Below are 24,439 nucleotides of genomic sequence, written 5' to 3'. Positions count from 1 at the left end.
TATAATTTTCTTACATAATAAACACACCAATATGTCAAATCAAAACAACCCGGGATTGAAGTGCCCTCAGTGTGATTTTAACATCAAGTTTACCATGGAAAGCCTATTGCAGCTTAGGGCCATAGAATGTCCATCATGTGGACTAACAATGGATATGAATGTGCCTAAGGGCATGAAGGAGCATATCCAAGAGATAGTATTAGCCGAAAAGATGGTTCATGAAGCCAAGAATTTCCAAAGATAAGGGTGTTGGTTTGCAGGCCTTCGCGCATTAATCCTGTCGATGAAAGCGGAGGTCTTTAGCCCTTGATTATGTAATCATTAGAGTTTATGAACATGAAAGTGATATTGAAAAGAGTATTTGAAAATTCGTACGCGACTTATGGTAGGTTGATGGTGATAGAGGACGAGCAACTTATCAAGTTTGATTGCGCGACGCTAGAGCTTCCCTGGTTTAGAAACCGTCGAAATATTAGTTGCATACCTGTTGGCGAATACCCTTTAAGGCCATATGTCAGCAACGCATATGGCATATGTTTGGAAGTTGCCGAAGTTCCAGAGAGAGATTTGATCCGTATTCATTCCGCCAATTATGTGAATCAGCTCAGAGGCTGTATCGCAGTAGGGAAGTCTTATGCCGATATCAATAAGGATGGCATTACGGACATCACATTTAGCAGACAGACGCTTCGCAATTTATTGGATGTACTGGGTTCGGAGACGCATGTTTTAGAGGTAAGTTAGATTTTTAACTAATAGTTTGTTCGGTTTTAATGAAATAAGATGTTTTTATGAATATATTTATTTAATATTGTTATATTTGTTTATGTGTATTTGCTAATGAATTTAATTGTTTGGAAACTAGAAAAAGAGACAACAAAGATGAATATGGTTATGACTCATGCTTGAGTTAGATTTTGATTTCAACTCTAAAAAAATGGTTAAACAGTTTGTTGTTATATGCTTGTTATTATTTGCTCAATTCGCTAAAACAGATGGTGATTGTGGCAAAAGTGAATTTCAAACTTTTGATTCTGAGAAGAAGTATTTTGACAGCTTTCTTGAAACATATGTATGTAAAAGTATCGATGAAAGAACAAAATATTTATTAAACTACTTTAAAGAGCCTCAATTTTGGTATTTAAAAGTTCAATATGATACGATTAAAATTGAAGATAAATTAATTGAAATAAGCTCGATATTAATTGCCGATCATCAAAGCGTAAGAAGAACTCAAGTCCCTGATTCACTGTTTCATTATGGATGTCATGGTGGATTTGTATTATTAACAAATCAGAGTCTTTTTAGTGACTATCTAGCTCACTTACAATACAATGAAATAAATTATTCGACAGATCTTGATTTGGTACAGGTTGAGTCTAAACGAGTTCGAAGATTAGGAGAACATAGTTATCTGCATTACTTAGAAATATATTTTAAAAACAGTATTCGTAATAGAATGGAATTCATTGATTATTACAGATCTAAATTGGATGAGTTTTATCTTTCTTTAATGCAACGGGATATAGATACTATTCTTAAGGTCAATACGCCAAATCTTATAGTGAATGGGCACTTCTCTAAGGATAGGTTTGAAGAAGCTAGCTTGATTTGGATGGAAAAAATTAAGAAGAATAAAAATTGAAAATGATCCTCGAATCAGGACAGTTTTTTCATTATAATAGAGAATACTGAGGCTGCTTCTAAAGCAAATAATGTAGATGATCTGATTTTTTCTAATTTTTTAAATAATGAAAAAGGTACAATACAATCTATTGTTATAATTAGGTCAATCAACTGCTTCAAAAGGGTTATTCTATCATCTTTATTACTGTTTCCGCTTATGTTGTCGAGAATTTCAAAGTAAATAGGAATTCCTGTTTTTCCAATACAAGCCATAATACACAGTATATTGACTTTAGGTTTTTCATAATCCCATTCAGAATGGTTAATTCTGAGCGTCAGTTTTTTATGGTGAATAAAACTCTGAGGTAATGCATTAACTTGCTTATAATCAGTGGTTTGTTTTTATGAAAATATTGAATTCTTTTTTCTAATGAAGATACTTTTATTTTCATGTCTAATTTATCAGAAATTTCTGATAAACTAACAGAGCGGCTGCTTCTAATTTCTTTGACAAGATGAATTAAAATTCATGTCGTTTTTTATGCCTCCAAACCTTAAAAGCTAATTGAGGAGTATCGCAATTCCAAAATTAGCCTTTATTATTTTAAATCGATTAATCTCAAATCTATCGGGTAAAGTAGTGATAGAATTTATTCTTTGATATAAAGTCCATAGATGTTTAACGTCATATTTCTATTCGTGACAGATTCTACCTGAATAATTCCAGCATGCGAAAATCGAGTAGAATAAGAATAGATTCCCCCAGCATTATCGAAAGAATATGATGTTTGCCCTGTGATTTTGTCTTCTGAAGCGGAAATAATTCTTTCCGTAAGAGTTTGAGCATTATCTATATCTAGTAAGTATAATCTTCCTAAAGAAACAAGTTGAGTAACATTGGAAGGCGAAAGCTCTAAGCTGTCGGGAGATCTAATTCCTGCTGGACGGCCTCCATCTGTTGCTTGAAATACTGTTAGGTCAGCAGCCTGTGGAACCACGGTGCGGATAGGAGAGTCTAACAAGATATTATTGATACTTTCTTTTGCATCGCCAGTGATAGTATGCGTGTAGCTTTGTTTGAAAAAGCCTACTTGATCATACGAGTCAATAACTTGAATACTGAAGTCAGAGCTAGCCATAACAGTATTATTAAGAACTCCTGTGAATGTGAAAGTTATGTTTTTTCCTAAATCTTCACTACGTACAATGTATCTAAAAGTAAAGCCGTCATCAGATGTTCGAGGTAATCTAGAAAATAACTCTTGACCATCTTTTTCTACTTCGACATGGTTAAGTTCTGCCACACCGATTTTTTCATAATTATTAGTCGGATGTAATACGAAGTGAATGGTCTGGCCGGGAATGAATAACTCGGGAAGATCTGAGGGAAGGTTCATTTCTATAGAGTCTTGGAGAAGCTTCTGATCATCACAAGACCAAAAAACAATGCCTATGAAGGAGAGAATTATGAAGCATATTTTTCGCATAGTTGTTTTTTAGAGAAGGAACATGCTTCGTATAAGAAAAGTTTGTTGCTCTTTTATTGTCTTTAACCCAACTGATGGCATATTAATCACACAATATTTTATAATCAAAGGCTATGGCATAGACTGATACTTTTGGGTGAATTTCAGATCTGAGCTAGAGGTTCAACTAGAATATATGGGGATAATTAATTTTCATTTAGAACAATTAATTTATTTTATCGAATATATTAGCTTCATGGTAATCGATGCTGTTTTTTCTTTTGAACTGGTATTAAAAGTTCCTCCCCATGAATAATTTTCTTTAGAATTTTGTCCTGTAATTTGAAATACTCCCATTTTTGCAGAATTTAGATTACCTAATTCTCCTCCAGAGTTTTCGGCAATTTTTTCTGCTCTGATTCGAGCATCTTCTGTTGCTTTGGAGATCATTTCAACTTTCAAATCCGCTAGCTTTGTATAATAATACCTTGGAGATTCGGAATAAAGCTTTACTCCCTGATTCAGTAGTTCTGTGATTTCTCGCGATATCTGCTCTATTTTTTCTACATCTTTCGATTCTATCTGTATAGATTGTCCGAGTTGATATCCTGAAAACTCTTCTCCTATATATTCTCCATTGGGTGAATAGTTGTTCTTGTTGACTTGTTTAGTCTTTACAGCACTGAAAACTATATTTTCACTCTTGACTCCTTTTTGAATAAGGTATTTTTTGATTAGGTTCTTATCCTTTTCAAGGGTAATATACGCTTGTTTCAAATCTTTATTCTCAGCTCCAAATTTTCCTTCCCAAACAATAAGATCCGAACTGAAATCTGTCTTGCCTAGACCCGTAACTTGGATTTCTCCCTTGACTTTATTTCGATTTTTATAAGCATTTCCCAAAGAAATAGAAGAAATAATTATTGCCAAAGCGAGAATGATAGTGTTTAAATTTTCTTTCATAAAATATAAATTTATTTAAATATAAATGGCCTTAAGATTTTAAAAAATCATTTGTTCAAATTCCTTTTTAAATTTAAAGCAAGCAATGGTGCTGATTTGAAAATAGTACCATACGCTGACAAGGACTTAGTAGTTAAAAGTTTGGCGAAAATGAAGCTTTTACACTAAGGTTTCAGGTAGGTATTATACTGATTATAAACCTGCAAGAAAATGGAAACCTAAATAATATCATTGATACGCTGAAATAACAAAGCCGAATGGAATTTCCATTCGGCTTTGTTGTATGATAGTAATTAGAGTGATTAGTATGCCTTAGCAAACAATACTCTTTTATTTGACGGCTTACCTGTAAGTATGCAAGTTCCTTCTTCCTCTGGAGTGTCGAAAGGAATACAACGAATGGTAGCTTTTGTTTTTTCTTTGATTTGATCTTCAGTTTCAGCGCTTCCGTCCCAATGAGCGAGAGCAAAGCCATTTTTATTCTCGATGATGTCAACGAACTCTTCCCAAGTATTAGCTTTGTAAGTATTTTCTTCTTGGAAAGTCTTTGCTTTGTTGTAGATGTTCTCTTGAATCTCATCCAATAGCTCTACAATTTGAGTATCTAGACCGTCTACATTAGCGATTTGCTTTTCTTTTGTGTCTCTTCGCGCAAGCTCTACTGTGCCATTTTCAAGATCTCTTGGTCCAATAGCAATACGCACTGGAACGCCTTTCATTTCCCATTCGCTGAATTTGAAACCAGGCTTGTAAGTGTCTCTGTTGTCGTATTTGACAGAAACGCCTTTAGCTCTTAGCTTGGACTGGATGTCTTTTGCTACGGCGGAAATTTTCTCGAATTGTTCGTCTCCTTTGTAAATAGGTACAATAACCACTTGAGTAGGCGCCAACTTAGGAGGAAGCACCAAGCCTTGATCATCAGAATGAGACATGATAAGCGCGCCCATCAATCTCGTGCTGACTCCCCAAGAAGTACCCCAAACCATGTCTTGCTTGCCATCCTTGTTTGTGAATTTCACGTCAAAGGCTTTGGCGAAATTTTGACCTAGAAAGTGAGAAGTACCTGCTTGCAATGCTTTGCCATCTTGCATCATAGCTTCGATGCAAAGAGTGTCGTCAGCGCCAGCGAATCTTTCGCTTTCGGATTTGCGCCCTTTGATTACAGGCAATGCCAATATTTGCTCTACGAAGTTCGCATAGATGTCAAGGATCAATTCCGTTTCTTCTATCGCTTCTTGTTTGGTAGCATGCGCAGTATGTCCTTCTTGCCATAAAAACTCAGCAGTTCGCAGGAATAGACGAGTTCTCATCTCCCATCTTACTACATTCGCCCATTGGTTGTATAGCAAAGGAAGATCTCTGTAAGATTGAATCCAGTTTTTGTAAGTGCTCCAGATCACAGTTTCAGAAGTGGGCCTTACGATAAGCTCTTCTTCAAGTTTTGCCTCGGGATCCACAACTACGCCGCCGCCATTTTCATCGTTTTTCAATCTGTAGTGAGTAACTACAGCGCATTCTTTTGCGAAACCTTCTACGTGGTTGGCTTCTTTGCTTAAATATGATTTGGGTATGAATATGGGGAAGTAGACATTGGAGTGGTCTGTTTCCTTGAATTTCTGGTCTAAAACAGCTTGCATTTTCTCCCAAATGGCAAAACCATATGGCTTGATAACCATGCAACCTCTTACTGCTGAATTCTCTGCCAAGTCAGCTTTTTTGACTAACTCGTTGTACCACAATGAGTAGTCTTCCGATCTTTTTGGCAATCCTTTGCTCATTTCTTTTTTGTATTTGATATGAATTTGTATCTTAAGCTAGTAAAATAATGTGCAAATATAAAGGATTATTCTTAGTCATTTGTCAAATCCTTTTCAATATATAGTCAGCGGGAAAAAAGCTTTGCTTGAAACATAAAGTTTTTGTCCTTTCGCAAGACTATTTTTGTATTTATTGCGTATTAATATATACCAATGCGTTGAAATTTAAATTGTTGATTCATATGAAGCTTTTTCGGAGAAATTTGTTTGCGGTGTTTGCCTTGGTGGTTTGTTCTTTAATCAGCAGGGATGTTTTTGCTCAAAATGAAGAAATTGACGATATGTACTTTTCAGAAAGAGATCGTCAAGAGTCACCAGTGTTGGAGTATTCAGAACCTTCCAAAAGCAAAACAAGCACGCAAAATTCGAATTATTCAGCGACTTTTCCTACGTTCGAGGCTTCGGATGAAAATTATTCGTCAAGCAATGTGAATCCTGAATATATTGAGAAATATAGAAAACAAGCTGAAGAGGCTAGAACAGGGTATGCTCGTGAAGCAGAAGGAACAGAAGCTTCTTACAATGCCGATACTCAAGTTGATTCTACAGGCTTTTATTCTCAGATGTTCAGCGCTGCTGATTATAGCATGGATAAAGCTACATATGATCGATATGCGGCTAAGCCAGAAGAGTCGAATAGATACTATACTAACTCCGACCCTCAAGTAACTGTTAGCACAAGCTTCAATTATATGGGAGGATATGGGTATGGCAGCTCATTTGGCATTGGCATCGGCTGGGGCATGAATCCGCACTGGAACATGGGCTTTAACTATGGCTTTGGATATCCGTTTTACGACCCTTTTTATGATCCATGGTACAACCCTTGGTCACCTTGGGGACATCCTTATTATGGATACAACCCATTTTACCCAAGGTATGGAAATGGTTGGGGCTGGGGGCATTACCCTCCTTATTACAGACCACCTGTAATCATTGTTCCTCCAAAAGAAGGTAACTCCAGAGAAGTTGTGAGAGGAAGACCTAGCAACAGAACATCTGGATCAACGGTAGATAGGTCTGACGCAAGATCAGGAAGTTCTCCGTCCAGAGCTAACTCAAGAGTTAAATACGCCAATGACCAAAGGGATTACACATCCACTCAAAACGAATATTATAAACAAAGTCGAAGACAAGCTTCTTCAGGCACTAATAGAACTTACGAGTCAAGATCTCAGAGAACGACTCAGAATAGATCTTATAATGCGAGTAGATCTTCGAATTCTCAAAGAACTTACAATAGATCGTATAATAACTCCAATAATAATAGATCTCAAAGTTCTAGAACATATAATACAACGCCAAAATCAAACAATAGAAGCTCATATCAGAGGTCTTCTACGCAGAGATCATCAAGTTTTCAAAGATCTTCGGGAGGCAGTAGGTCTTCAGGAGGAGGTTCCAGACCGTCAAGAAGAAATTGATTTTTCATAGAAGTAGGTATTAAAGAATTGTGAAGATGAAAGGAAAAATATTTTTTTTCAGCCTAATAGCTGGCGCTTCATTGTTGATAAGCAATGCTGCAAGTGCTCAGGTTGATTACATTGGATTATCAAGAAATGATTACAGAGGCACAGCCCGAATGCAAGGACTTGGAGGATCATACACTTCCTTGGGCGGGGATGCTACTTCTATTGTTTCTAATCCGGCAGGTCTAGGCTTTTATAGAAGGTCAGACTTCAATGCATCCATAGGCTTGAATTTCAACAATGCTCAAGGACAATATTATGGACAGTCAACGGATGCGAATCAAACTAATATGACATTGTCAAATATTTCTTATGTCCACAATGCTACGAAGAAAGATTTCCTTCCAGGGGATTGGCGTGGCGGAAATTGGGGTTTTTCATTGAATAGGGTGAAAGACTTTAATTCACGTTATGCTTATAAAGGCTACAATTCAGATAATGATATCAATGATTTTTACGTCCATGAAGCCAATAGAGGTGGCGGAACTTATTCCGACATGGCTTATGACGCTTATTTGATAGATCATTACTCGAGTAGCAATGGAACTTCAAGATATGATAGATATATCCCTGGAGACGTTCCGGATGAAGAGTATTCTACTTATCAGGAAAACAATGTCCGAACTTACGGAAACGAGTACCAATGGACGGCTGGCTATGGAGGCAATTATAAGAATAAATTGTTTTTAGGAGCATCGATTAGCCTGCATACCATGTATTTTAGAAAAGAAACAGAATATGTGGAAGAATATATTGAAACGCCTTTGATAGCTCAAGAGCTATTTGAAAATTATAGATTAAACGGAACAGGAGTAAGCGGAACTTTTGGAGCGATCTATAAACCGACTCCTGCTTTGAATATAGGTGTAAACGTGAAGACTCCTACTCATTACTGGATGAGAGAAGAGCAAGATATGGCTCTTAGTTCTTATTTTGATGCATGGCAATATGAAGTAGGAGAGAAAAATGTATATTCTCATACACAAGGAGAGACTTTGACCAGATCGGTTCCTAATGGAGCCAAAGAAGGAGACATCTTGGAAGTCAATGGTTCGGATCAATATAGTCCGATTTACAAAAGTGATTGGACGCTATCCACTCCATGGGAAGTAAGCGTTGGAGCCTCTTACTTCATAGGGAAACATGGTTTTATAACTGCTGATGTGGAGTGGGTGGATTACTCTGCGATGACCGTGAAGTCAAATGATTTTGATCCTTCATTTGAAAATGACTATATAGGAAGTATTTACCAATCAGTATTTAACGTCAAGTTGGGCGGCGAGGCTAGACTAGGAATGTTCCGATTGAGAGCTGGTTATGCACATTATGGCGACCCGATCAAAGACAATTCTGGCAATGGAGCTATTAATGAATATTCTTTTGGTGGAGGGATAAAGAAAAGAGATTGGTACTTGGACTTCGCAGTCACAAATACTAGAAGAGAGTTTACAGATTCTCCATATAGTTTGCCAAACATGGCTGTAGATGGTCCCTCAGGGCCTAATTCAAGAATGTTATATACCCCAGTGGCTGATATTTCTACCAATAATTGGTTGACGCAAGTAACTTTAGGGTTTACATTCTAAATCGAAAAGGTATTTATTTCATTATAATTACTTGAGCTTTCTTCGAAATATCTTCTTTCTTGGAAAGCTTTTTTCATGCCTAGACTTAGGGTGTAAACAAGAAGTGGCGCTATGCCATTCAAGGTTGGTCAACAAGATACGACTTTAAAGAAGTTGCTTAACATCTTGCTTTTTGCTATACAGTGGAAATCATAATATGCTAAAAGAGTAGCATAAACCTCAAAAAGAGATCTCTTAATGCTATAAGTAATATAGGAAGGAGCTTTATTGTAGAGTGGTTAATAGTTTTGCTACGTGTGTCTTATAGCCAGAAAGTAAAGAATTATAATCTTCATCGAACAAAACAAAAAACCTTTCTGAATATAAGAAAGGTTTAGCATTTATATGAACCCAGAATTTAATCTCTGGTTTTGGAGAATTTCAATGCTTCCTGAAATCGTGTTTTCTCGTCTTTGAGGACAAGGAAATAATATCCCGAGGCGAATTTTGAAGTTGGTATTCTATAGTAATTGTTTTTCTTAACTGTTTCAACACTAATGTCCACTTCGTTGCCTACGATATTGTATACTTTGAATTGAAGATTGTCAAAATTGGCATCGTCAATTTTAATACTCAGAATGCTTGAAGTTGGGCTGGAGAAAAGCTGAACGCGATTCTTCATGTTTTTCAACCCAATGAATGGCTGTTCAGTTTGGCCATAGCTATTTATGGCGCAAAAAGAAAAGAAAATGAATAATATTACAGCCTTGGCAATTTTCATTATGATAGTAGAGTTTTCCTTATAACTTGATTTTTTTAAAATAAATAATGGATTATGCCATATTTATGGCAATGCAAATATCGCAAAACATTTGTAATATTAACGCATTATTTCGCAAGAAGTTATTTATAGCCTTGTAATAAATGTTAAAAGCCTTTCAAAAGGCTTTTAACTGCAAATCTTACATCTAATTGTATCAAAATGCGATACTTACCTTTAAATAACCCCACATGTGGCTGCCGGCGCTTTTGAATTCTCTTGTATTGAAAGCTTGGCCTATTTCAGCTCTTATTCCCTTGTACTGAGCGGCGATACCAAAGGTTTGCTCGTACACGAGCCTGTTCAAATCTTCATTGGCTATAATCGAGACATTGCTTCCATTGGAATTGAATACACCTCCTTGCAGAACCGCATTATAACCTACAGCCTTTAGGTTGTTGTTGAAAAAGGCGTATACTTGCCAGTTTTTCTTGCCTCTGTACTTTCCGGCTCTTAATGGATTTCCAGTGAAATACCCTTCAAATAATCCGAAACGAGACGTAATACCCGCCCCCGCATTCGTGTAGAGAGTACCGACATTCAAATTGGCTTGAGCATTCAAATCAAAATGCTTGGTATTCCAGATTCCTTTTTCTATAAATGCCCCATAGTTGATAAGGAAATCGTTTTCAATCTGATTTTCCCAACCTACAGGAACTTCCGCTCCAGGAGCCACATCATGAAAGCCTGATTGCACGAACTCTCCTCCAGCCATCGGACCAATGACTCCGACACTTAATTTGCTTCCAAACTTAATTTTTCTGGAGTTGGAATAGTTTACCTTCTCATAGCCAAATAGTAAGTATGAGGAATACGGATGGTCTCCCATGTGAGTCTCAGGCTCCATGGTATAGCGAGGCGTGTATAAATTATGCGTAAGGTCTATTGAATAATAAGAAATAAAATCTTGATCTTTTGGCACTGGCAACATGAGCTTTCTTAATGGCCATTTGCCCAGTCCTTGAGATTGATAAGACATATATATACCATTGCTGAAATATTTGTCTGTTTGATACGGAACATCATTAGCTACTCCGAATGAGAAAATTCTTGTGCTGTCTGTTGTTGAAATATGCTCTGTATTTTGAGAATTTTTGTCTTTGCTTTGAGCTTTGGCTTTGCAAATCGGCAAGAAAAGACAAAAGAGCAAGTATAAATATCTTTTCATATTGGGTTGTTTGATCTGTGTAGTGAAATGTGTGGTATAGGGATTCAGTTCTGTTTTCGACGGCTAAACGGATCTAAGTCATTACTATTGTCCGTATAGGTTTTGGTGTCGTTAATCCATGTTAATAAGATAGACTAGGTTAAAGGGTTGAAATCAATGGATTTGTCATTGAACTTATTTCGCCTACTAAAATAAACGCATTATCTAGCTTTTATTACTTGATTATAATACATTTACAGAGCACTTTACCCTTATTTCACTCTATGAGAATGATGAAATTGAGTATCTATATTTTGCTTGCGGCAACATTTAATATCTTTGGTTGCAATGCTGTAGAGCAACATGAAGAGCGAAAATCGCCTTATTTTTCCTCCAAAAAATTTGTGGAAGATCAAATCGAATTATTGGATTCTTTAAGACCAAAAGTATCAAAGGAAGCTACCCTGAACGGGACATCTGAAAAGGTGATTTTGAGAGGAAACAAAGTTGTCTGGGAAGATGAGTTGGCAATTTACGCTAATGCGGATATTACAGATCCTTCATTAGAGGGCATGTATAAAGTAGCCGTTATAGATAAACCAAGTGGCGGCCGAAGGATTCAATATACCTTAGATACTGCTATTACAAGAGAAAACACAGTAAAAAGCCTTGAGATTGATAGCTTGGAAGGCAAAGTTGTTTCTATAAAAGCCCATTTGATGGAAGATAATGGATTGTTCGTAGCGGATAGGCATTTGAAAATGAAATTTGACGACAAAGGGCTGCTCGAAGAGTACATTATGAGCAGTGATCAAAAAATATTGACCCAAGAACAGGTATTACTCAACGTAAAAGGCGAAATTATTTCCCAATAGATATTATCTTTGGAGTTGGAAAAGAGTTTAGGAGTATAATTAGCCCATTTATAAATTATCGTGAGTTTAAAATATTTAACTGAAGAAGCGCTGGATCAAGCCATATTGATGGCTATCAAGGAAGATATTGGAGACGGGGATCATTCTTCTTTGGCGTCGATACCTGCTGATGCCAAGAGCCGGGCTAGGCTTATTGTCAAGGCTGATGGAGTAATCGCTGGTTTGGAAGCCGCAAAGAGGGTTTTCTTTCTTATAGACCCTGAATTGGAAGTGGAAGTATTGCTAAAAGATGGAGACTTGGTCAAGTATGGAGACATCGGCTTGACTGTAAAAGGATCCGCGCGTTCTATATTAAGCGCTGAAAGGTTGGCTTTGAACATACTGCAAAGAATGAGCGGCATTGCGACGCATACGAAGCATTTGGTTCATCAACTTGACGGCACTCATACCAAATTATTGGATACAAGAAAGACTACGCCTAATTTTCGATTATTTGAGAAGTGGGCTGTGGCAATCGGCGGAGGCACGAATCATAGATTTGGCCTATACGACATGGTGATGTTGAAAGACAATCACAATGATTTTGCGGGAGGCATTACCAAATCGGTTATAGCTACTCAAAAATATTTGAAAGAAAGCGGGAAAGATCTTCGTATCGAAGTGGAAACGCGAAACTTGGATGAAGTTAAGGAAACGCTTGAGGTTGGTGGAGTTGATGTCATCATGTTGGACAACATGAGCGTGGAGGAAATGAAAGAGGCCGTGGCTGAAATAGCGGGTAAAGCTGAGACCGAAGCTTCAGGAGGGATAACTGAAGAAAATATCAGAGAAGTCGCGCAATCGGGAGTTGATTTTATATCTGTGGGAGCGCTTACGCATACTGTTAAGAGCTTGGATATCAGTCTTAAAGCATATTAAGCTTGGATCTTGGACTTTCTGAATCATAAACTTAAAAAGTACACATTATTCCATAATTCATAACGATGATAGTAAAGACAAAAAAATATGAATTGGACAAGGAATTGTTCATAAAGTTGGCATTTAAAAATATTTTGAGAAAACAATGGTGGGTAGGTCTTATTTATCTTGCCATCATTTCAGGAACAATTTTTATACCCAGCTGGTGGTGGACGATTGGCGCTTCGATAGCTTTGTTGCTTTATTGCTTGTTCTGGTTAGTTCAGTTTGCTGGTGTGACACAACATGAGCAAGGCAAGATGCTTTTTGATAAATTGAGCTATGAGATTGATAGCCGCCAAATTTTGATCAAGGTAAATCCTAAGCAAGGAATGCCGATGAAATGGGATATGGTAAAGAAGGCTCAGTTGACAAAAGACGGATTTGCTATTTGGCTTTCTCCTGTGCAATTGATTTATTGGCCGAACAAGATTTTTTCTTCGGAGGCTCAAGTGAAATTTGTAGAAAATATTCTTCGTAGAAAAGAGTTGATTAAGTAATCAAACCTTATCAATAGAAATAAAACAAGCTCTATCTTAGTCAGATAGAGCTTGTTTTATTTTAAGGCGTTTCCTCTTGTTCATGCATGTGCACTAATTGCATTTTTGTAGAAGCGTCGCCATGCTTGTCAATATTCAAGGCTCCCATCACACCATCGTAGATGAATTCTTTATTCAGTAGCTCAGATTCCATAGCTACGTTTGTGCTGTCGGTGTTTTGCTCGTGGGCGGATTCCATCATTTTTATGTTGTCATAAGCATAAGCTTCAGCCAGACTAGGGGCTTCTCCAAAATATTCTTCCCATTGATTAATGAAATCATTAAGTTGAACGCCTCTGAATTTTTCATTATGAAAGTCTTCACGGGTATAACTGATCTCATTAGGGTAGTCTTCAGATATTTCCTTGCCTTCCGTTGTCGCGAAGAAGTTAGCGAACATATGATTTCCAATGAGTGGAGGCGCATACAACCCTTGACGCAATGCATTGAACATATGCGGGAGATTGTCTTCTTCAGCGATTATGATGATAGCTTCAGGATCTTTGGATTTGACATCAAGCATGTCAGTTACGAAGTCCTGCTTTTCTTTATCGAATGAAACATCAGGAAGAATTTCAACATTCGAATCGATTAGTTCCTTATAATGATTGACAACACTGTTGCCATACTCATTGTCGACATGCCAAAAGAGAACGGAGCCCAATGAGTCATTATTGATAAAATCAGAAATCATCTTGCCTTCTTCTTTGCTGCATGTATAGATTCTCATTCCTGTAGGCATTTCATTAGCAATATCGGGATGAGGCGCTAGCATGAAAGCCATTTTTCCATACTTATTGACCAAGTCCATTGCAGACATGATGAGATCAGGGTCATGCATCATTAAAGCATCGATATCTTTGTTTTTAAGAATTTTCTTCACAGCTTCTTTTCCGGATTCGATGTCTTTGAGGTGGTTGATGTGGGTTAAAGCAATTTCGGTTAGGTTTTTATTCTTTCTTTCTTTGTTGATGAACTCTATGGCTTTCATAATAGCCTGTCCCGATTTGGTGGAATCTGACACCAAACCGATTTGCAAGAGATTTTGCAAGGAACCTATATTGTCCAACACTTCTTTGCAACTATAGAAACTAAGGCTTATGATGATACCCAGAATTCCGACAATGTAGCGGTATTTCATTTTATCTTTCTTTGTTTAACTCCTAGGAATATAATCTCAATCCATCAACAATGTTTGGCGAAGGAGGAATTCAGGAACTTTTTTTCTTTTTGCTTTTGTGTTTTTGGGAAGGGTTCATTGCTTTTGCCATGGTTTTTTCAAGCAATGAGAGGTCTTTCTTTTCGATATGTGAAGCGCATACTTTGTATAGGCTTTGGAGGAGGCCTTCCGCTTCAAGTTCAATGCCTGGATAAATATGCTCATGGAGTTCGCTTACATATTCAGGCGTGTGGAGCTTTTTTGAAATTTGAGTGTAGCCAGTAACTATTCCCAAATCAATTATTTTTGGATCTAATGGGCATTGATAAATTTTTTCATATTGCAAGGCTATGGAACGTGCCAATCTGGAAGCATCGATTTGTCCCATTCTAAAGAGCAATAATATTTCATTTACGATAGGAATAAGCATGTTCAGCTGAATATCCCTAACATAAGCATTGAATTCACGGTGTTTTACAGGGTTAGTGTCTGCGGATCTAAGAAGCTCTTCAAATTGATCTTTATCTTTAGCCAGTTCGAACTTTCTCTCAGGCAAGGGATGGTTGTATTCGATCATTTCCCAATCATCTGATAGAGAACTTTCGCCTGACCTTAAAGAAGGCCGAAAAGTGGCGGAAAATTCAGCTAAATCTTTTTGTATTTCACCAACCAGCTCCGGAGCAAACTTGTCGACACAGTACTTTTGGCCAAATACTGAAAGGCTAGAGTCTATAGCGTGAAGTCTGGTTAAAGGATCGACGAGCAAATTATGTGGATTAATCGCCCCCATAAGCCGGTCGAAATTTCCCAGCAATAAATCGTAAAAAGCGACTTCACCCAAAGCCAACGCTAATTGAGGAGAATGAGCCATTTCCAAGAGTTCCTCAGAACCGCCAAATTCAACAGGAATTGGATGAAATGGGACGCCACTGACTTTTTCCATAATCAACACTTTATTTCCCTTATAAGAATTAAGGGCTTCAAAAGCTTTGATGGCATTTTCCTCTTCCCACATAGACAGGCTAGTTTTTAAAGAATCCATTTCAGAGCTTCTATAATCTAAAAGCAAGCTGTCTGGAGCGGATACTTGCTGGCTTCCTGTTGATCTAATGAAGCTTGAACCGAAGTACTCTCTTTCCAATGCGGATTCTGTTTCGCATAATTTAATTACGTAATCGTGCCCAAAAGCATCCTTAATAAAGAATACAATTCCTTGAAGACCTTGCAAAGGAAAATAGACATCGCTAACAATCGTGAAATTTGGCATCAACAGGCATTGAATAGGATTGCTTCCTCCAAATGACGGAGGGAGTTTGCTTAAGCCCTTCCGTTGAATAATCGTTTTTGTGGCTTTAGAGGAATTATGATGACAGGATTTATGCATTTATAGTTCAACAAACTATTTGATGAATAGAGTATAACTAGAACTAAAATATTTACAGGAAGTTGTCCTAATATCGGATAAATGCCTAATGGAATATTTTTCAAAAGAACCTTTAAGCAAAAGCAAGAGATTTAACTCGAAGCTCAGGAAAGGCATGTCAATGTCCCCTCCTCCTTTGAGTTCTGAGAAAGCTCCTATACAGTGTGTTATGGGAGGAAAGGCATTTATGAGTGTAGTTCGAAAATTGAATAAACCAAAAGGAGTAGTATCGCCTGTATCGGATTCTACATTATTGACCATACCAGAAGAAGGCGAGGTGGATTTTTCAGAGCATGAGAATTCTGGAATAATGCAGGCGCCTGTTGTCAGGTACGAAGGGAAGGGAAGCTATTTGCAACAGATGAGCACATCTATGGATGCCGTGAATTTTTTAAAATCCGAGTATAGCCAATTAGCCGCAGTAACGTATAGCGCTGAGAGAAAGCAAAGATTGAGTCGGTTGCTGAATAGGGTTAAAGTAGCAATTATCGAAATAGAAAGAGGTTTTGCTGTTTTTCAACAAGAATATCCTGTAGGGCTTGAGGACGATCAAGATAGAGAATTATTTTACAAGGAAATTTCAGATCAAATAAGACAAGAGTATTTATGGTTGTGGGAACAAAACCGAAGGCAAAAACGTGCTTATCCTGATGATGTGAAAATGGATCATACAGTAGCTGTTTCGGAATTATTGTCAATACCTTTGACTAATGAAATTACCAGTGTTAATGTTGTTTGCGTTGCCCAAGTACCCTCATCGCGTGCAAAGCAGCAGCTATACTCTTGGATTGGACAATTAATGATGGCGGAAATAGGAAGAAGCTTGTTGGAAGAAGCATTTGCCTATAGCAGGACTTTTCCTTACGCGAAGCGATTGGAATTTCGAATGATAAAAGGCGATGGTGGAAAAACAAAGCAAATGACATTAAGAGTTGAAGGAGGAAAGCCGGTTGTAAGAATTCCCTGGGATGGAGCGGAAAATTGGTGGTCTAAAATTCATCAAGGAGCTGGAGTCGCAAGATCTCAATGGGTAGTGTTGCCTCCTGCTATTCAGTTGTTCGATGTTCTTGCTGATTATTTAAATCCCAAGATATCTTCACAAAGAAGGAAAAAGGAAGGCAAAGACATTCCTTCTGTCGATGAGCGAAAAAGGGAAATACGCAATGAAATGGGCTATGTCTCGATTGGTAATCAATGCGTGAGCTTGCATCAAGAAAAAAGGCGATTGGGAATAAAAGATCTAGATGCATCATCGGATGAGGCAGAAACAGCTAGTATTGTTAGCTCAGTGCTTGATATGGAACTTGAGCCCAAAGAGACAATGTCTATGGAATCCGCAGGGATGAGGTATTCTGGCGCTCAAAATTTCTCAACTTTCGAATTGCTGACTCCGGATTTGGGTTTTGACCTTGCTTCGATGAAACCATGCAAGATCACTTTTGTCAACAAGGGTGTCCATGGAAAAGTATTTTCATTGCAAGAAAGGGAGGAGAATGGAGAAGAAGGCAAAGTATATTATTTGAAATTGCTTAACAGGGATGGCGCGCATGATTTTTATTCAAGATTTCCTGTGAGAGAAGCATTGGCCTCCAATTTGATAAATCTGTTGGGCCGTCGTGTTACCGCACCCAAAGCTCAGGTTTTGAAGCGTAACTCAGAGGTATTGAAAGCCTTGGCTGAATTTGCCACAGCTAAAAAGAGTGGCTCGCCATTTGACAAAGCCATGCAAGAAAATCAAAAATTGCCATTGAACTACTCCGCTATCGCGATGGAAAAAGCAGGAGGAATGTCTATTGCCGAGATGGATACCATGTCACCAAACGATGCTTTGACAGAGGAAGTGATTCGACATCCCAAAACGTTGGCGGCTCTTGGAGAACTTTACGTTTATGATTTGCTCATTGGCAATCATGATCGATTGGCTGAAGAGATTCATACATCCAATACACATTTTAATGTTGATGCCGAAGTCAGTCGTGGTTGGGTGAAGAAGATGGAAGTCGGAGAGCCTGCTTTATATGCATTAGATCAAAGCATGACTCCACTTGATTTGTATATTTTATTGGAATGCGCGAAAAAAAATCAGCCAAAGGAAGGGAGATGCAATCTTGGAGGATGCAAAAAATCGAATAAACTTAAAGTAGAGCATGTTTTTCATCACGATCCCGTATTTGATTTGAATGAACAACGCTTGAAGAAAAAAGGATGTTCTGATCCGGATTTTCAGGCTTTTGCCGAGATGCAAATAGAGCGCTTGGTAGCAAAACTAAAGAAGTTCTTGGAGGATTTCTTGTCGGGAGTCAGTGCTCATAATGATTTTAACAAATATTTTATACATAGAGCAATCGATAGCGAAATCAATCCTATGCCATTGGATATAGGCTTTGTCGAAGGCCTTTTGAATCTTATAAGCAAAGGGAGTATCATTCAGTCTCTTCAATGGATGCATATGCCTGAATTTATGGGCGAAGTTGAATTATTGTTGAAAACCTGGACCAGAATCAAAGATATGATTGAAGAGGTTGGCTATGATAACCTTGTGATGGCTTTGGCCAAGGCCAGAAGAAATTTTAGTGAAATGTATAAATACGAGCTTTAAAGCTATTTTTTAACCAAAAGCCTTAGAGCTAGTTGTTTTTTTATCCATTATTGGCACTCATGGGGTATGAATCCATTCATCATAAAAGAAAAATCGATAGTACGAAAACTCAAAGAAAAGGAGCCGTTCAGAATCCTCCTTTGATGTCTTTTTCAGACCACACTCCCTTGCAATGCATTATGGGAGGAAGAGCTTTGAAGGAAATGATGCGCTTGTCCAATAAAGTCAAAAAGCTTGAAACGATTCCTGAGGAAGATGAGGAATCTATTCAGGAAGAATCGACAAAAGAGGCTGAATACTCGAAACCATTTTTTAAGCATAAAGGGTCTTCCGGTTTTCTGCATGAGATGTGCCAAGCGCTTGACGCTGTTAATTTTTTTAAAATTGAATATGAAGAATTGGCTCAATTGAGTATTGATGGTGGAGTTGGAAAAAAGCGCAAAGAATGCTTGGAGAGGTTTGGCAAAGCACTAGATGATGTGGAGCGTTATTTCTTTGCTTTGCAAATGGAGTATCCAGTGAGGCTGGATCAAATCGACGTATTTGAAAATGAAATGGTGAGAGGCGCTTTGTTTCAGCGTTTGCTGGCTGAAATGCAAGAAGAAAGAGTTTGGCAGTTTTTGCAATTGCAACGTGCTAGAACTCCCTTTAAGTCATTCTCAAAAAGCGGAGCTCCAGTCTTGAGAGAGTATCAATCTTTGCCCACTATTCTTAGCCTTAGTTGTTTTAATTTGCAACAAGATGAGACGATTGATAGAATTCAAGTTCAACGTGTTTTTTTCTCTTGGATAGGCCAACTATTGGCTACTGAAAGCGGAGAAGCGCTATTGGAAGAATATTATAGATTAGCGCAGAAGTTGCCTCAAGCGGATAAGCTGTCTGTGCATTTTGTCACTGAGCGATCGCACTTGCCAAAGCCCATGCGCATGGAAGAAGATGGAAAGAAATGCACAATCATTGTTCCATGGCAGTGCACGGAAGACTGGTGGAATAAAGTTGGAGATCCTGAACACCAAGATTTCTTTCATTGGGTAATTATACCGTCGTATCTGCAACTTTTTGATTTGTTGTCTCAATATTTATACGGAAATAAGAAAAGAACAAAAGCCGGAACGCCTTCAAAAAGCAATCAACTAAGCAGAGATATGAGACGAGAGAAAGGATTGTTTTGCATGGATTATTGCTTAGAAAATCCAGCTAAGATACAGGGAGCGAAGCTAAGAAGCGAGCCTGTATTTAGAGATACATGGAAGTCCGTTGAATTTCCTAAATATAAGAGCTTAAGAACTCAAGTAGCGGAAAAACCGGAATTTGAGGTGGAGGAAGAGGCTTTGACTTCTGTAAAAACACCTGCTATTAACTTTCCGTCGACACGTAATTTTGGAGCTTTTGAGGTTCTTTCTCCAGATATTGGTTTTCATAAAGACCAATTGGATATGAGAAGAATTGGTTATGTCAATTCGGGCAAACACGGCGCAGTGGTTAATGTAGGAACTAAGGATGGAACAGGGAAAGAATTTTATCTGAAATTGCTGAATAGGAATTCGCAAAAAGATTTTTACTCAAAATATCCGGAAAGAGAGTCTTTAGCATCCAATCTTATTTCTGTAATGGGAAAACGAGTTGCCGCGCCTGATTCTCAGGTAGAGCCAAAAGGTTCGGAGACCTTGAGAGTATTAGCTCATCATGCGCAGCGAATATACACCGAGGAGACACGTGCAAATCCTACCACAGCGGGTGGAAGTCGCAAAGCGAAAGTATCAAGAGTCTTTAGGGAAAATGCTTCGCTACCAATGCCCAACGTTGCAGTGGCGATGTCAAAAGTTCCCGGGCATACAATTATTGATTTGGATAAAATGTTGCCTAATGACGAAGTAACAAAAGCCGTTCTTAGGCATCCGAAGGTGTTAGCGGCTTTGGGAGAACTGTATGTTTATGATTTAATATTAGGCAATCATGATAGATTGCCGGAAGAAATACATGAATCAAATGTGCTCTTTAATGTCACAGCTGTTGTCAACGGGGGAAGATTGCAAAATCTTCAAGTGCATGAGCCTGCGCTTTCAGCGATAGATCAATCCATGACACCAATTGATCTATATATCATGATGGAATGCGCCAAGGTAAACTTCGGTCCAATGGAAAGGTGCCGATTAGGCAGATGCGGTAGAAAAAGAAATATTACAGTCGAACATGTGGCTTTCCATGATATGAAATTCTTGCAATATGCTGATGAATTGAAAATCAAAGAAGGAGTCAGTCCAAGATTGAGAGGATTTGCAATGGATCAGTATCGTAGATTGGCAAAAGAGGTGAAAGCCTTTTTGCATGCTTTTGTGAATGGCAAGAGTGCGGAAATAGTGTTCAACAAGTACTTTGTTGATGAAACGCTTAGAGAGAAAGCCAATGCAGTGCCTTTGGATATCGGATTTGTTGAAGGTTTATTGAATTTGATAAGCAAAGGAAGCATTATTCAGTCTCTTCAGTGGATGAACATGCCGGGATTTATGCAAGAAGTCGAAATGATGGTGCAAGGTTGGGCGATGATAAGAGATGCCATCGAAGAAGTAGGTTATGATGAGATCGTAATGAAACTATCGGAGATGAGGCAAAAGTTCAATGATGATAATGGTTATGAGCTGTAGTGAAAATACACCGAACTCCCAACAAGGAATTCAGTGTATAAAGAACCTTTTTTTATTGCACAGTTAGTTGAACTACTTTCGTTACAAAATCATTGTTTTCGGTCTTGCCTGTGACAATGACATCGTATACGCCTTTATCATCAGAGGTGTAAAATTCAGCTTCAAATTCACCATTGTCATTTTCTTTTAGCTTAGGGTTCCAATAAAGCAAGTCTCTAAAGTCTACATTGCTTTTGTCATGTTTTAATTCATTATCTGGATACTCTGGAAATATTAATTTGACTTTGTCATAGTTATATCCTTTTATATTGATAATAGGATAAAAGTCATTTTTGCTTATTTCTTGAAAAGCATCATCTTTGATCTCGAACTCAACGAGACCGGATTTTAGCACATCAAAATAAAAGTTTTTGAACTTTGCCGGATTGTGATAAATTTTAATTGTCTTAATTTTCTCAGTGGCAATGCTAAGCAAATTTTCATGACTTCCTCTGTATATTCTTCCGTTTACTATTATTTCTGCTTTTTCAGGGAAATCATATCTGTAGCCATTTTTATTTTGGAACAAATAAATAGACTTGCTTTTGTTTTTGTCTTTTTTAAGTAATGTACTTTTTGTGTAGGATTTCAAAAATTTAGCGACATGTGGCACATGAAAATAGTTTTCAGGAACATATTCATAATCAGGATCGACATCTATTTTGTTATTAATAGTATCATTATTAAATGTCAAGGGCAGGAAATAAAAAATAGTTTGAATTTTACGTCTTTTGTATTTGTCTAATAATAAATCGTGATATTTAGTCAGAAAAGCTTTTTTTGAGTTTTTTATGTAATTGTCAAATTCAATGTTATTATGTGACTGTACAATTGAATTCTCGATTTGATTTATGTCTGTTAAGAGATGAAATTGAACTTTTTCGAAATTTGGTTTTTCTATTTGTAAATTGCCATTGACTGTTTTGATAGAAACACTTTCTTTATGTTCAAGATCAAATAATTCAACTGTATTTTGAGTATTATTTATTTTATTAACATAAGCAATATTCGGGTTGAAGGTTGCTATGCTTTTTATTGATTGTAGTTCTTTTTCGTCAATGAATGAAAAGATAGTTTCAAAGTATTTATTTGGAGCATCTTTTTTGCCTAATTCTGGAAACATCAGAAGCAGGTGGTCTGGAAAAGATCCGTTTATACAATTGCCGTAGTTTCCTTTTTTTATAACTTTTATATGACAGTCGGACAGATTTAAATAATTACTCGTAACAGATACATTGACTTTTGATCTTTGTTTTTTTAGTTGTCCATTTTTTACATTTATATTCAGTTCTTCTTTTGGAGTCTTTGTCTTTGAGTAAATATAATTTTTGAAAACTATATCGCCTAAACTATCAGATAAGTGCAAGTACCAGATGCCTTCATCAAGCTCAGATCTACTTTTTTTGAAAATTGTAGATCCTTTTGGAATAATGATTTTTGTTGAAGTAAGATTGTCGTTAAATAGTTTTCCAAGCGTTAATATATATTCTTGATTATTATTTTGTAAGCGATACTCTATATTTTTAGTATCTGAATGGTTATTAATGGTAATATTGCTCTTTATTGCCTTCGGCAACTTTTTTTCGATACTCTTATATTTCAATGTGTATTGATCTGATGAGTCTGGAGTGAATGCGAGTTCTGAATATTTAGAATTTATGAACTTTTTAGAGACAATTTTACTATTGGAGTCAGTGATATATATAGTATCTTCAAGGTAGCTTGAAGGGATTTTTAAATTGATTAAGTTGGTTGTTTCAATATGAAGAGACTTTGTAGGTAATGAAAAGTCGAAAGTTAAATCCTCTTTTTTTATTGTTAAATCTGGAGCGGAGTTTAAAATATAAATTGAAGATAAACTTGCGAAGTGATTGTTTTTGGTATTAGTGTATGTTCTAATTGTATAAAGATTGCTTTCTATCGTTGTGGGTATCAATATACAACCATTTGATTCCCCAGCTTTAACTTTTCTTTTTTCAGTTAAAATTATGTTGTTATTCTCATCGATTAATTCAATTGTAAGTGTTGAGTTTGGTGTTGAGTTGTTATTCCCATATACATAAGACTTGAAACAGAGGGCTTCTCCTGTTTGAAATATATTTTTATTAAAATATGTTTGAGTTTTTAATGGACTTTGTGTGCCTGTTGCCTGAATGATGGACGCACAAAACATCAATATTATAGTTAGGATTTGGCTTTTCATAATTATATTTTTGAACGATAATTATCATCTAAGTACCAATATTTATGAAAATATGGGCTGAATAATTCTTCTTCAGGATGAATACAAATACATGCATTGGGAGGTCCAGATCGAGGATTGTTATATACGCTTGGAGGACAAGGCAATTGAAATTTAAATGGAAAATCCAGTTGATTGATAGCTTTTTTAGGGATATAAATATTACTATACCCTAAAGAAAAAAATCCTTGTATATTAATATTTTTATTTGAATAAACATTAGGTTCAATTCTCCCTGGAATTTTATCAAATAATCCTCCATTATTTTCTTTTAGTATTTTTATTTTTTGCAAAAAATCATAGTATTCTTTATTGATTTGAATTTGTTGGACTTTGAATAAGTAATTATATATATGTTTCTCGTTGGCTTCTAAATTTTCTAAAATCGTAAAACTTTCACCACTATTAGAACTATTTATATTAAGCAGACTAAGTTTAGATTCAAAGTCATTTTGAGTGTCTCTAAGTAATATATTGCAATCATAGTTAAGTAGATTATACTCGTAAACACTTGAATACTTATTAACAAAGTAGACATCTTTATGATTATTTATTTCTTTTTTTTGCCTTATGGAAAAAAAATTTTTGATGACTTCTGCATCATTTATATACGCTGTTTTACGTTGAAAATTAAATAACTCAAATTCTTGATTTGTAACAGTTGCTTTTTCTTCTAGAATGATTTCATCGGAGTATATTTTTTCTCCTGAAGCTAGCTCAATATCAAGAGTATAATAAGTGTTTGGCTCAATTGCCATAAGGCCGATATAAACGCCTTTGGTTTTATTAGAGGCTAAACTATAATTGTCTTTATAATAATCATTTGAACTCTCTTTGAAGTGATACACATTGCCTTTAGAGTCATTTACTGTAACTAGAGCGTTTTCAACTCCTTTCATTACAAAGCCCTCATTAATGTTGTTGGATTTAGTGATTTCGATTTTTTGATAAGAAAGACTGTCAATAAGCAATGCGTCAACAATAATGTATTCAGTATTATCAACCTCAGTGTTGATTCTTTCTTCGCATGAAAATGTGAAGATGGCAAATAAAAAACATATATATAGGTTTCTTATATTCATGTTTGA

19 protein-coding genes are annotated in these 24,439 nt (G+C 36.7%); 10 read left to right on the top strand and 9 right to left on the bottom strand.

Translation table 11 applies throughout. From position 1 onward, the window contains the following. The first annotated feature begins 31 nt into the window (after positions 1-31). The 3 genes from AABK36_RS18205 (at position 32) to AABK36_RS18195 (ending at position 1,645) form a co-directional block, all read left to right on the top strand. Positions 32-244, top strand: a complete 213-nt coding sequence (locus AABK36_RS18205) for a hypothetical protein (protein ID WP_309936576.1) — start codon at positions 32-34, stop codon at positions 242-244. A 92-nt stretch (positions 245-336) separates the two neighbouring features. Then, complete coding sequence (locus tag AABK36_RS18200) at positions 337-744, top strand: DUF5675 family protein (protein ID WP_309936575.1); 408 nt, start codon at positions 337-339, stop codon at positions 742-744. A gap of 157 nt (positions 745-901) precedes the next feature. Beyond that, positions 902-1,645 carry a hypothetical protein gene (locus AABK36_RS18195; protein ID WP_309936574.1) on the top strand — a complete coding sequence of 248 codons (744 nt, stop codon included), beginning with the start codon at positions 902-904 and terminating at the stop codon, positions 1,643-1,645. Positions 1,646-2,276: 631 nt separating this feature from the next. Here AABK36_RS18195 and AABK36_RS18190 read toward each other — a convergent pair. From AABK36_RS18190 to proS, 3 genes are all read right to left on the bottom strand, one after another. Further along, positions 2,277-3,113, bottom strand: a complete 837-nt coding sequence (locus AABK36_RS18190) for a hypothetical protein (RefSeq protein ID WP_309936572.1) — start codon at positions 3,111-3,113, stop codon at positions 2,277-2,279. A 210-nt stretch (positions 3,114-3,323) separates the two neighbouring features. Then, the gene (locus tag AABK36_RS18185; RefSeq protein WP_309936571.1) at positions 3,324-4,055 is read right to left on the bottom strand and encodes an SIMPL domain-containing protein; all 732 of its coding nucleotides are present in this window, start codon (positions 4,053-4,055) and stop codon (positions 3,324-3,326) included. A 302-nt stretch (positions 4,056-4,357) separates the two neighbouring features. Next, positions 4,358-5,833 (bottom strand): proline--tRNA ligase, encoded by a 1,476-nt coding sequence (gene proS, locus AABK36_RS18180; protein WP_309936570.1) that lies wholly within the window; start codon positions 5,831-5,833, stop codon positions 4,358-4,360. Between the two features lie 221 nt (positions 5,834-6,054). Here proS and AABK36_RS18175 point away from each other — a divergent pair, with 221 nt between their 5' ends. Further along, positions 6,055-7,296 (top strand): hypothetical protein, encoded by a 1,242-nt coding sequence (locus AABK36_RS18175; RefSeq protein ID WP_309936569.1) that lies wholly within the window; start codon positions 6,055-6,057, stop codon positions 7,294-7,296. Positions 7,297-7,331: 35 nt separating this feature from the next. Next, complete coding sequence (locus AABK36_RS18170; protein WP_309936568.1) at positions 7,332-8,927, top strand: OmpP1/FadL family transporter; 1,596 nt, start codon at positions 7,332-7,334, stop codon at positions 8,925-8,927. A 397-nt stretch (positions 8,928-9,324) separates the two neighbouring features. Here the strand turns inward: AABK36_RS18170 and AABK36_RS18165 are convergent, their stop codons facing one another. Together AABK36_RS18165 and AABK36_RS18160 are read right to left on the bottom strand one after the other, a co-directional pair. Further along, the gene (locus tag AABK36_RS18165; protein ID WP_309936566.1) at positions 9,325-9,687 is read right to left on the bottom strand and encodes a T9SS type A sorting domain-containing protein; all 363 of its coding nucleotides are present in this window, start codon (positions 9,685-9,687) and stop codon (positions 9,325-9,327) included. A gap of 196 nt (positions 9,688-9,883) precedes the next feature. Further along, complete coding sequence (locus AABK36_RS18160; protein WP_309936565.1) at positions 9,884-10,894, bottom strand: lipid A deacylase LpxR family protein; 1,011 nt, start codon at positions 10,892-10,894, stop codon at positions 9,884-9,886. Between the two features lie 269 nt (positions 10,895-11,163). Between AABK36_RS18160 and AABK36_RS18155 the strand changes: the two genes are divergently transcribed. The 3 genes from AABK36_RS18155 to AABK36_RS18145 all read left to right on the top strand — a co-directional run bounded on the left by AABK36_RS18155 (position 11,164) and on the right by AABK36_RS18145 (position 13,205). Next, positions 11,164-11,748, top strand: coding sequence for a hypothetical protein (locus AABK36_RS18155; RefSeq protein WP_309936564.1), 585 nt, complete (start codon positions 11,164-11,166; stop codon positions 11,746-11,748). 60 nt (positions 11,749-11,808) lie between these two features. Further along, positions 11,809-12,666 (top strand): carboxylating nicotinate-nucleotide diphosphorylase, encoded by an 858-nt coding sequence (gene nadC, locus AABK36_RS18150; protein ID WP_309936563.1) that lies wholly within the window; start codon positions 11,809-11,811, stop codon positions 12,664-12,666. Positions 12,667-12,731: 65 nt separating this feature from the next. After that, positions 12,732-13,205, top strand: coding sequence for a hypothetical protein (locus AABK36_RS18145; protein ID WP_309936562.1), 474 nt, complete (start codon positions 12,732-12,734; stop codon positions 13,203-13,205). Positions 13,206-13,266: 61 nt separating this feature from the next. Here AABK36_RS18145 and AABK36_RS18140 read toward each other — a convergent pair whose 3' ends face one another. Further along, positions 13,267-14,385, bottom strand: coding sequence for an ABC transporter substrate-binding protein (locus AABK36_RS18140; RefSeq protein ID WP_309936561.1), 1,119 nt, complete (start codon positions 14,383-14,385; stop codon positions 13,267-13,269). Between the two features lie 70 nt (positions 14,386-14,455). Beyond that, complete coding sequence (locus AABK36_RS18135; protein WP_309936560.1) at positions 14,456-15,787, bottom strand: protein kinase family protein; 1,332 nt, start codon at positions 15,785-15,787, stop codon at positions 14,456-14,458. Positions 15,788-15,875: 88 nt separating this feature from the next. Between AABK36_RS18135 and AABK36_RS18130 the strand changes: the two genes are divergently transcribed. Then, positions 15,876-18,425, top strand: coding sequence for a hypothetical protein (locus tag AABK36_RS18130; protein ID WP_309936559.1), 2,550 nt, complete (start codon positions 15,876-15,878; stop codon positions 18,423-18,425). A gap of 59 nt (positions 18,426-18,484) precedes the next feature. Beyond that, positions 18,485-21,070 (top strand): hypothetical protein, encoded by a 2,586-nt coding sequence (locus AABK36_RS18125; RefSeq protein ID WP_309936558.1) that lies wholly within the window; start codon positions 18,485-18,487, stop codon positions 21,068-21,070. Between the two features lie 52 nt (positions 21,071-21,122). Here the strand turns inward: AABK36_RS18125 and AABK36_RS18120 are convergent, their stop codons facing one another. Further along, positions 21,123-23,312 carry a hypothetical protein gene (locus AABK36_RS18120; RefSeq protein ID WP_309936557.1) on the bottom strand — a complete coding sequence of 730 codons (2,190 nt, stop codon included), beginning with the start codon at positions 23,310-23,312 and terminating at the stop codon, positions 21,123-21,125. A gap of 2 nt (positions 23,313-23,314) precedes the next feature. Beyond that, positions 23,315-24,433 (bottom strand): DUF4249 family protein, encoded by a 1,119-nt coding sequence (locus AABK36_RS18115; protein ID WP_309936556.1) that lies wholly within the window; start codon positions 24,431-24,433, stop codon positions 23,315-23,317. Between the last annotated feature and the right edge of the window lie 6 nt (positions 24,434-24,439).

It is taken from the genome of Aureibacter tunicatorum, assembly GCF_036492635.1.
GTDB classification, from domain to species: domain Bacteria; phylum Bacteroidota; class Bacteroidia; order Cytophagales; family Cyclobacteriaceae; genus Aureibacter; species Aureibacter tunicatorum.
This window is presented reverse-complemented; position numbering and strand designations above follow the sequence as displayed.

Bases quoted from the DNA above. Each gene is read 5' to 3' on its own strand.
- AABK36_RS18120 (WP_309936557.1), bottom strand. From the start codon at position 23,312: ATGAAAAGCCAAATCCTAACTATAATATTGATGTTTTGTGCGTCCATC.
- AABK36_RS18195 (WP_309936574.1), top strand. From the start codon at position 902: ATGCTTGAGTTAGATTTTGATTTCAACTCTAAAAAAATGGTTAAACAG.
- AABK36_RS18185 (WP_309936571.1), bottom strand. From the start codon at position 4,055: ATGAAAGAAAATTTAAACACTATCATTCTCGCTTTGGCAATAATTATT.
- AABK36_RS18205 (WP_309936576.1), top strand. From the start codon at position 32: ATGTCAAATCAAAACAACCCGGGATTGAAGTGCCCTCAGTGTGATTTT.
- proS (WP_309936570.1), bottom strand. From the start codon at position 5,833: ATGAGCAAAGGATTGCCAAAAAGATCGGAAGACTACTCATTGTGGTAC.
- AABK36_RS18200 (WP_309936575.1), top strand. From the start codon at position 337: ATGAAAGTGATATTGAAAAGAGTATTTGAAAATTCGTACGCGACTTAT.
- AABK36_RS18175 (WP_309936569.1), top strand. From the start codon at position 6,055: ATGAAGCTTTTTCGGAGAAATTTGTTTGCGGTGTTTGCCTTGGTGGTT.
- AABK36_RS18125 (WP_309936558.1), top strand. From the start codon at position 18,485: ATGGGGTATGAATCCATTCATCATAAAAGAAAAATCGATAGTACGAAA.
- AABK36_RS18170 (WP_309936568.1), top strand. From the start codon at position 7,332: ATGAAAGGAAAAATATTTTTTTTCAGCCTAATAGCTGGCGCTTCATTG.
- AABK36_RS18145 (WP_309936562.1), top strand. From the start codon at position 12,732: ATGATAGTAAAGACAAAAAAATATGAATTGGACAAGGAATTGTTCATA.
- AABK36_RS18165 (WP_309936566.1), bottom strand. From the start codon at position 9,687: ATGAAAATTGCCAAGGCTGTAATATTATTCATTTTCTTTTCTTTTTGC.
- AABK36_RS18155 (WP_309936564.1), top strand. From the start codon at position 11,164: ATGATGAAATTGAGTATCTATATTTTGCTTGCGGCAACATTTAATATC.
- AABK36_RS18160 (WP_309936565.1), bottom strand. From the start codon at position 10,894: ATGAAAAGATATTTATACTTGCTCTTTTGTCTTTTCTTGCCGATTTGC.
- AABK36_RS18130 (WP_309936559.1), top strand. From the start codon at position 15,876: ATGGAATATTTTTCAAAAGAACCTTTAAGCAAAAGCAAGAGATTTAAC.
- AABK36_RS18135 (WP_309936560.1), bottom strand. From the start codon at position 15,787: ATGCATAAATCCTGTCATCATAATTCCTCTAAAGCCACAAAAACGATT.
- AABK36_RS18140 (WP_309936561.1), bottom strand. From the start codon at position 14,385: ATGAAATACCGCTACATTGTCGGAATTCTGGGTATCATCATAAGCCTT.
- AABK36_RS18115 (WP_309936556.1), bottom strand. From the start codon at position 24,433: ATGAATATAAGAAACCTATATATATGTTTTTTATTTGCCATCTTCACA.
- AABK36_RS18190 (WP_309936572.1), bottom strand. From the start codon at position 3,113: ATGCGAAAAATATGCTTCATAATTCTCTCCTTCATAGGCATTGTTTTT.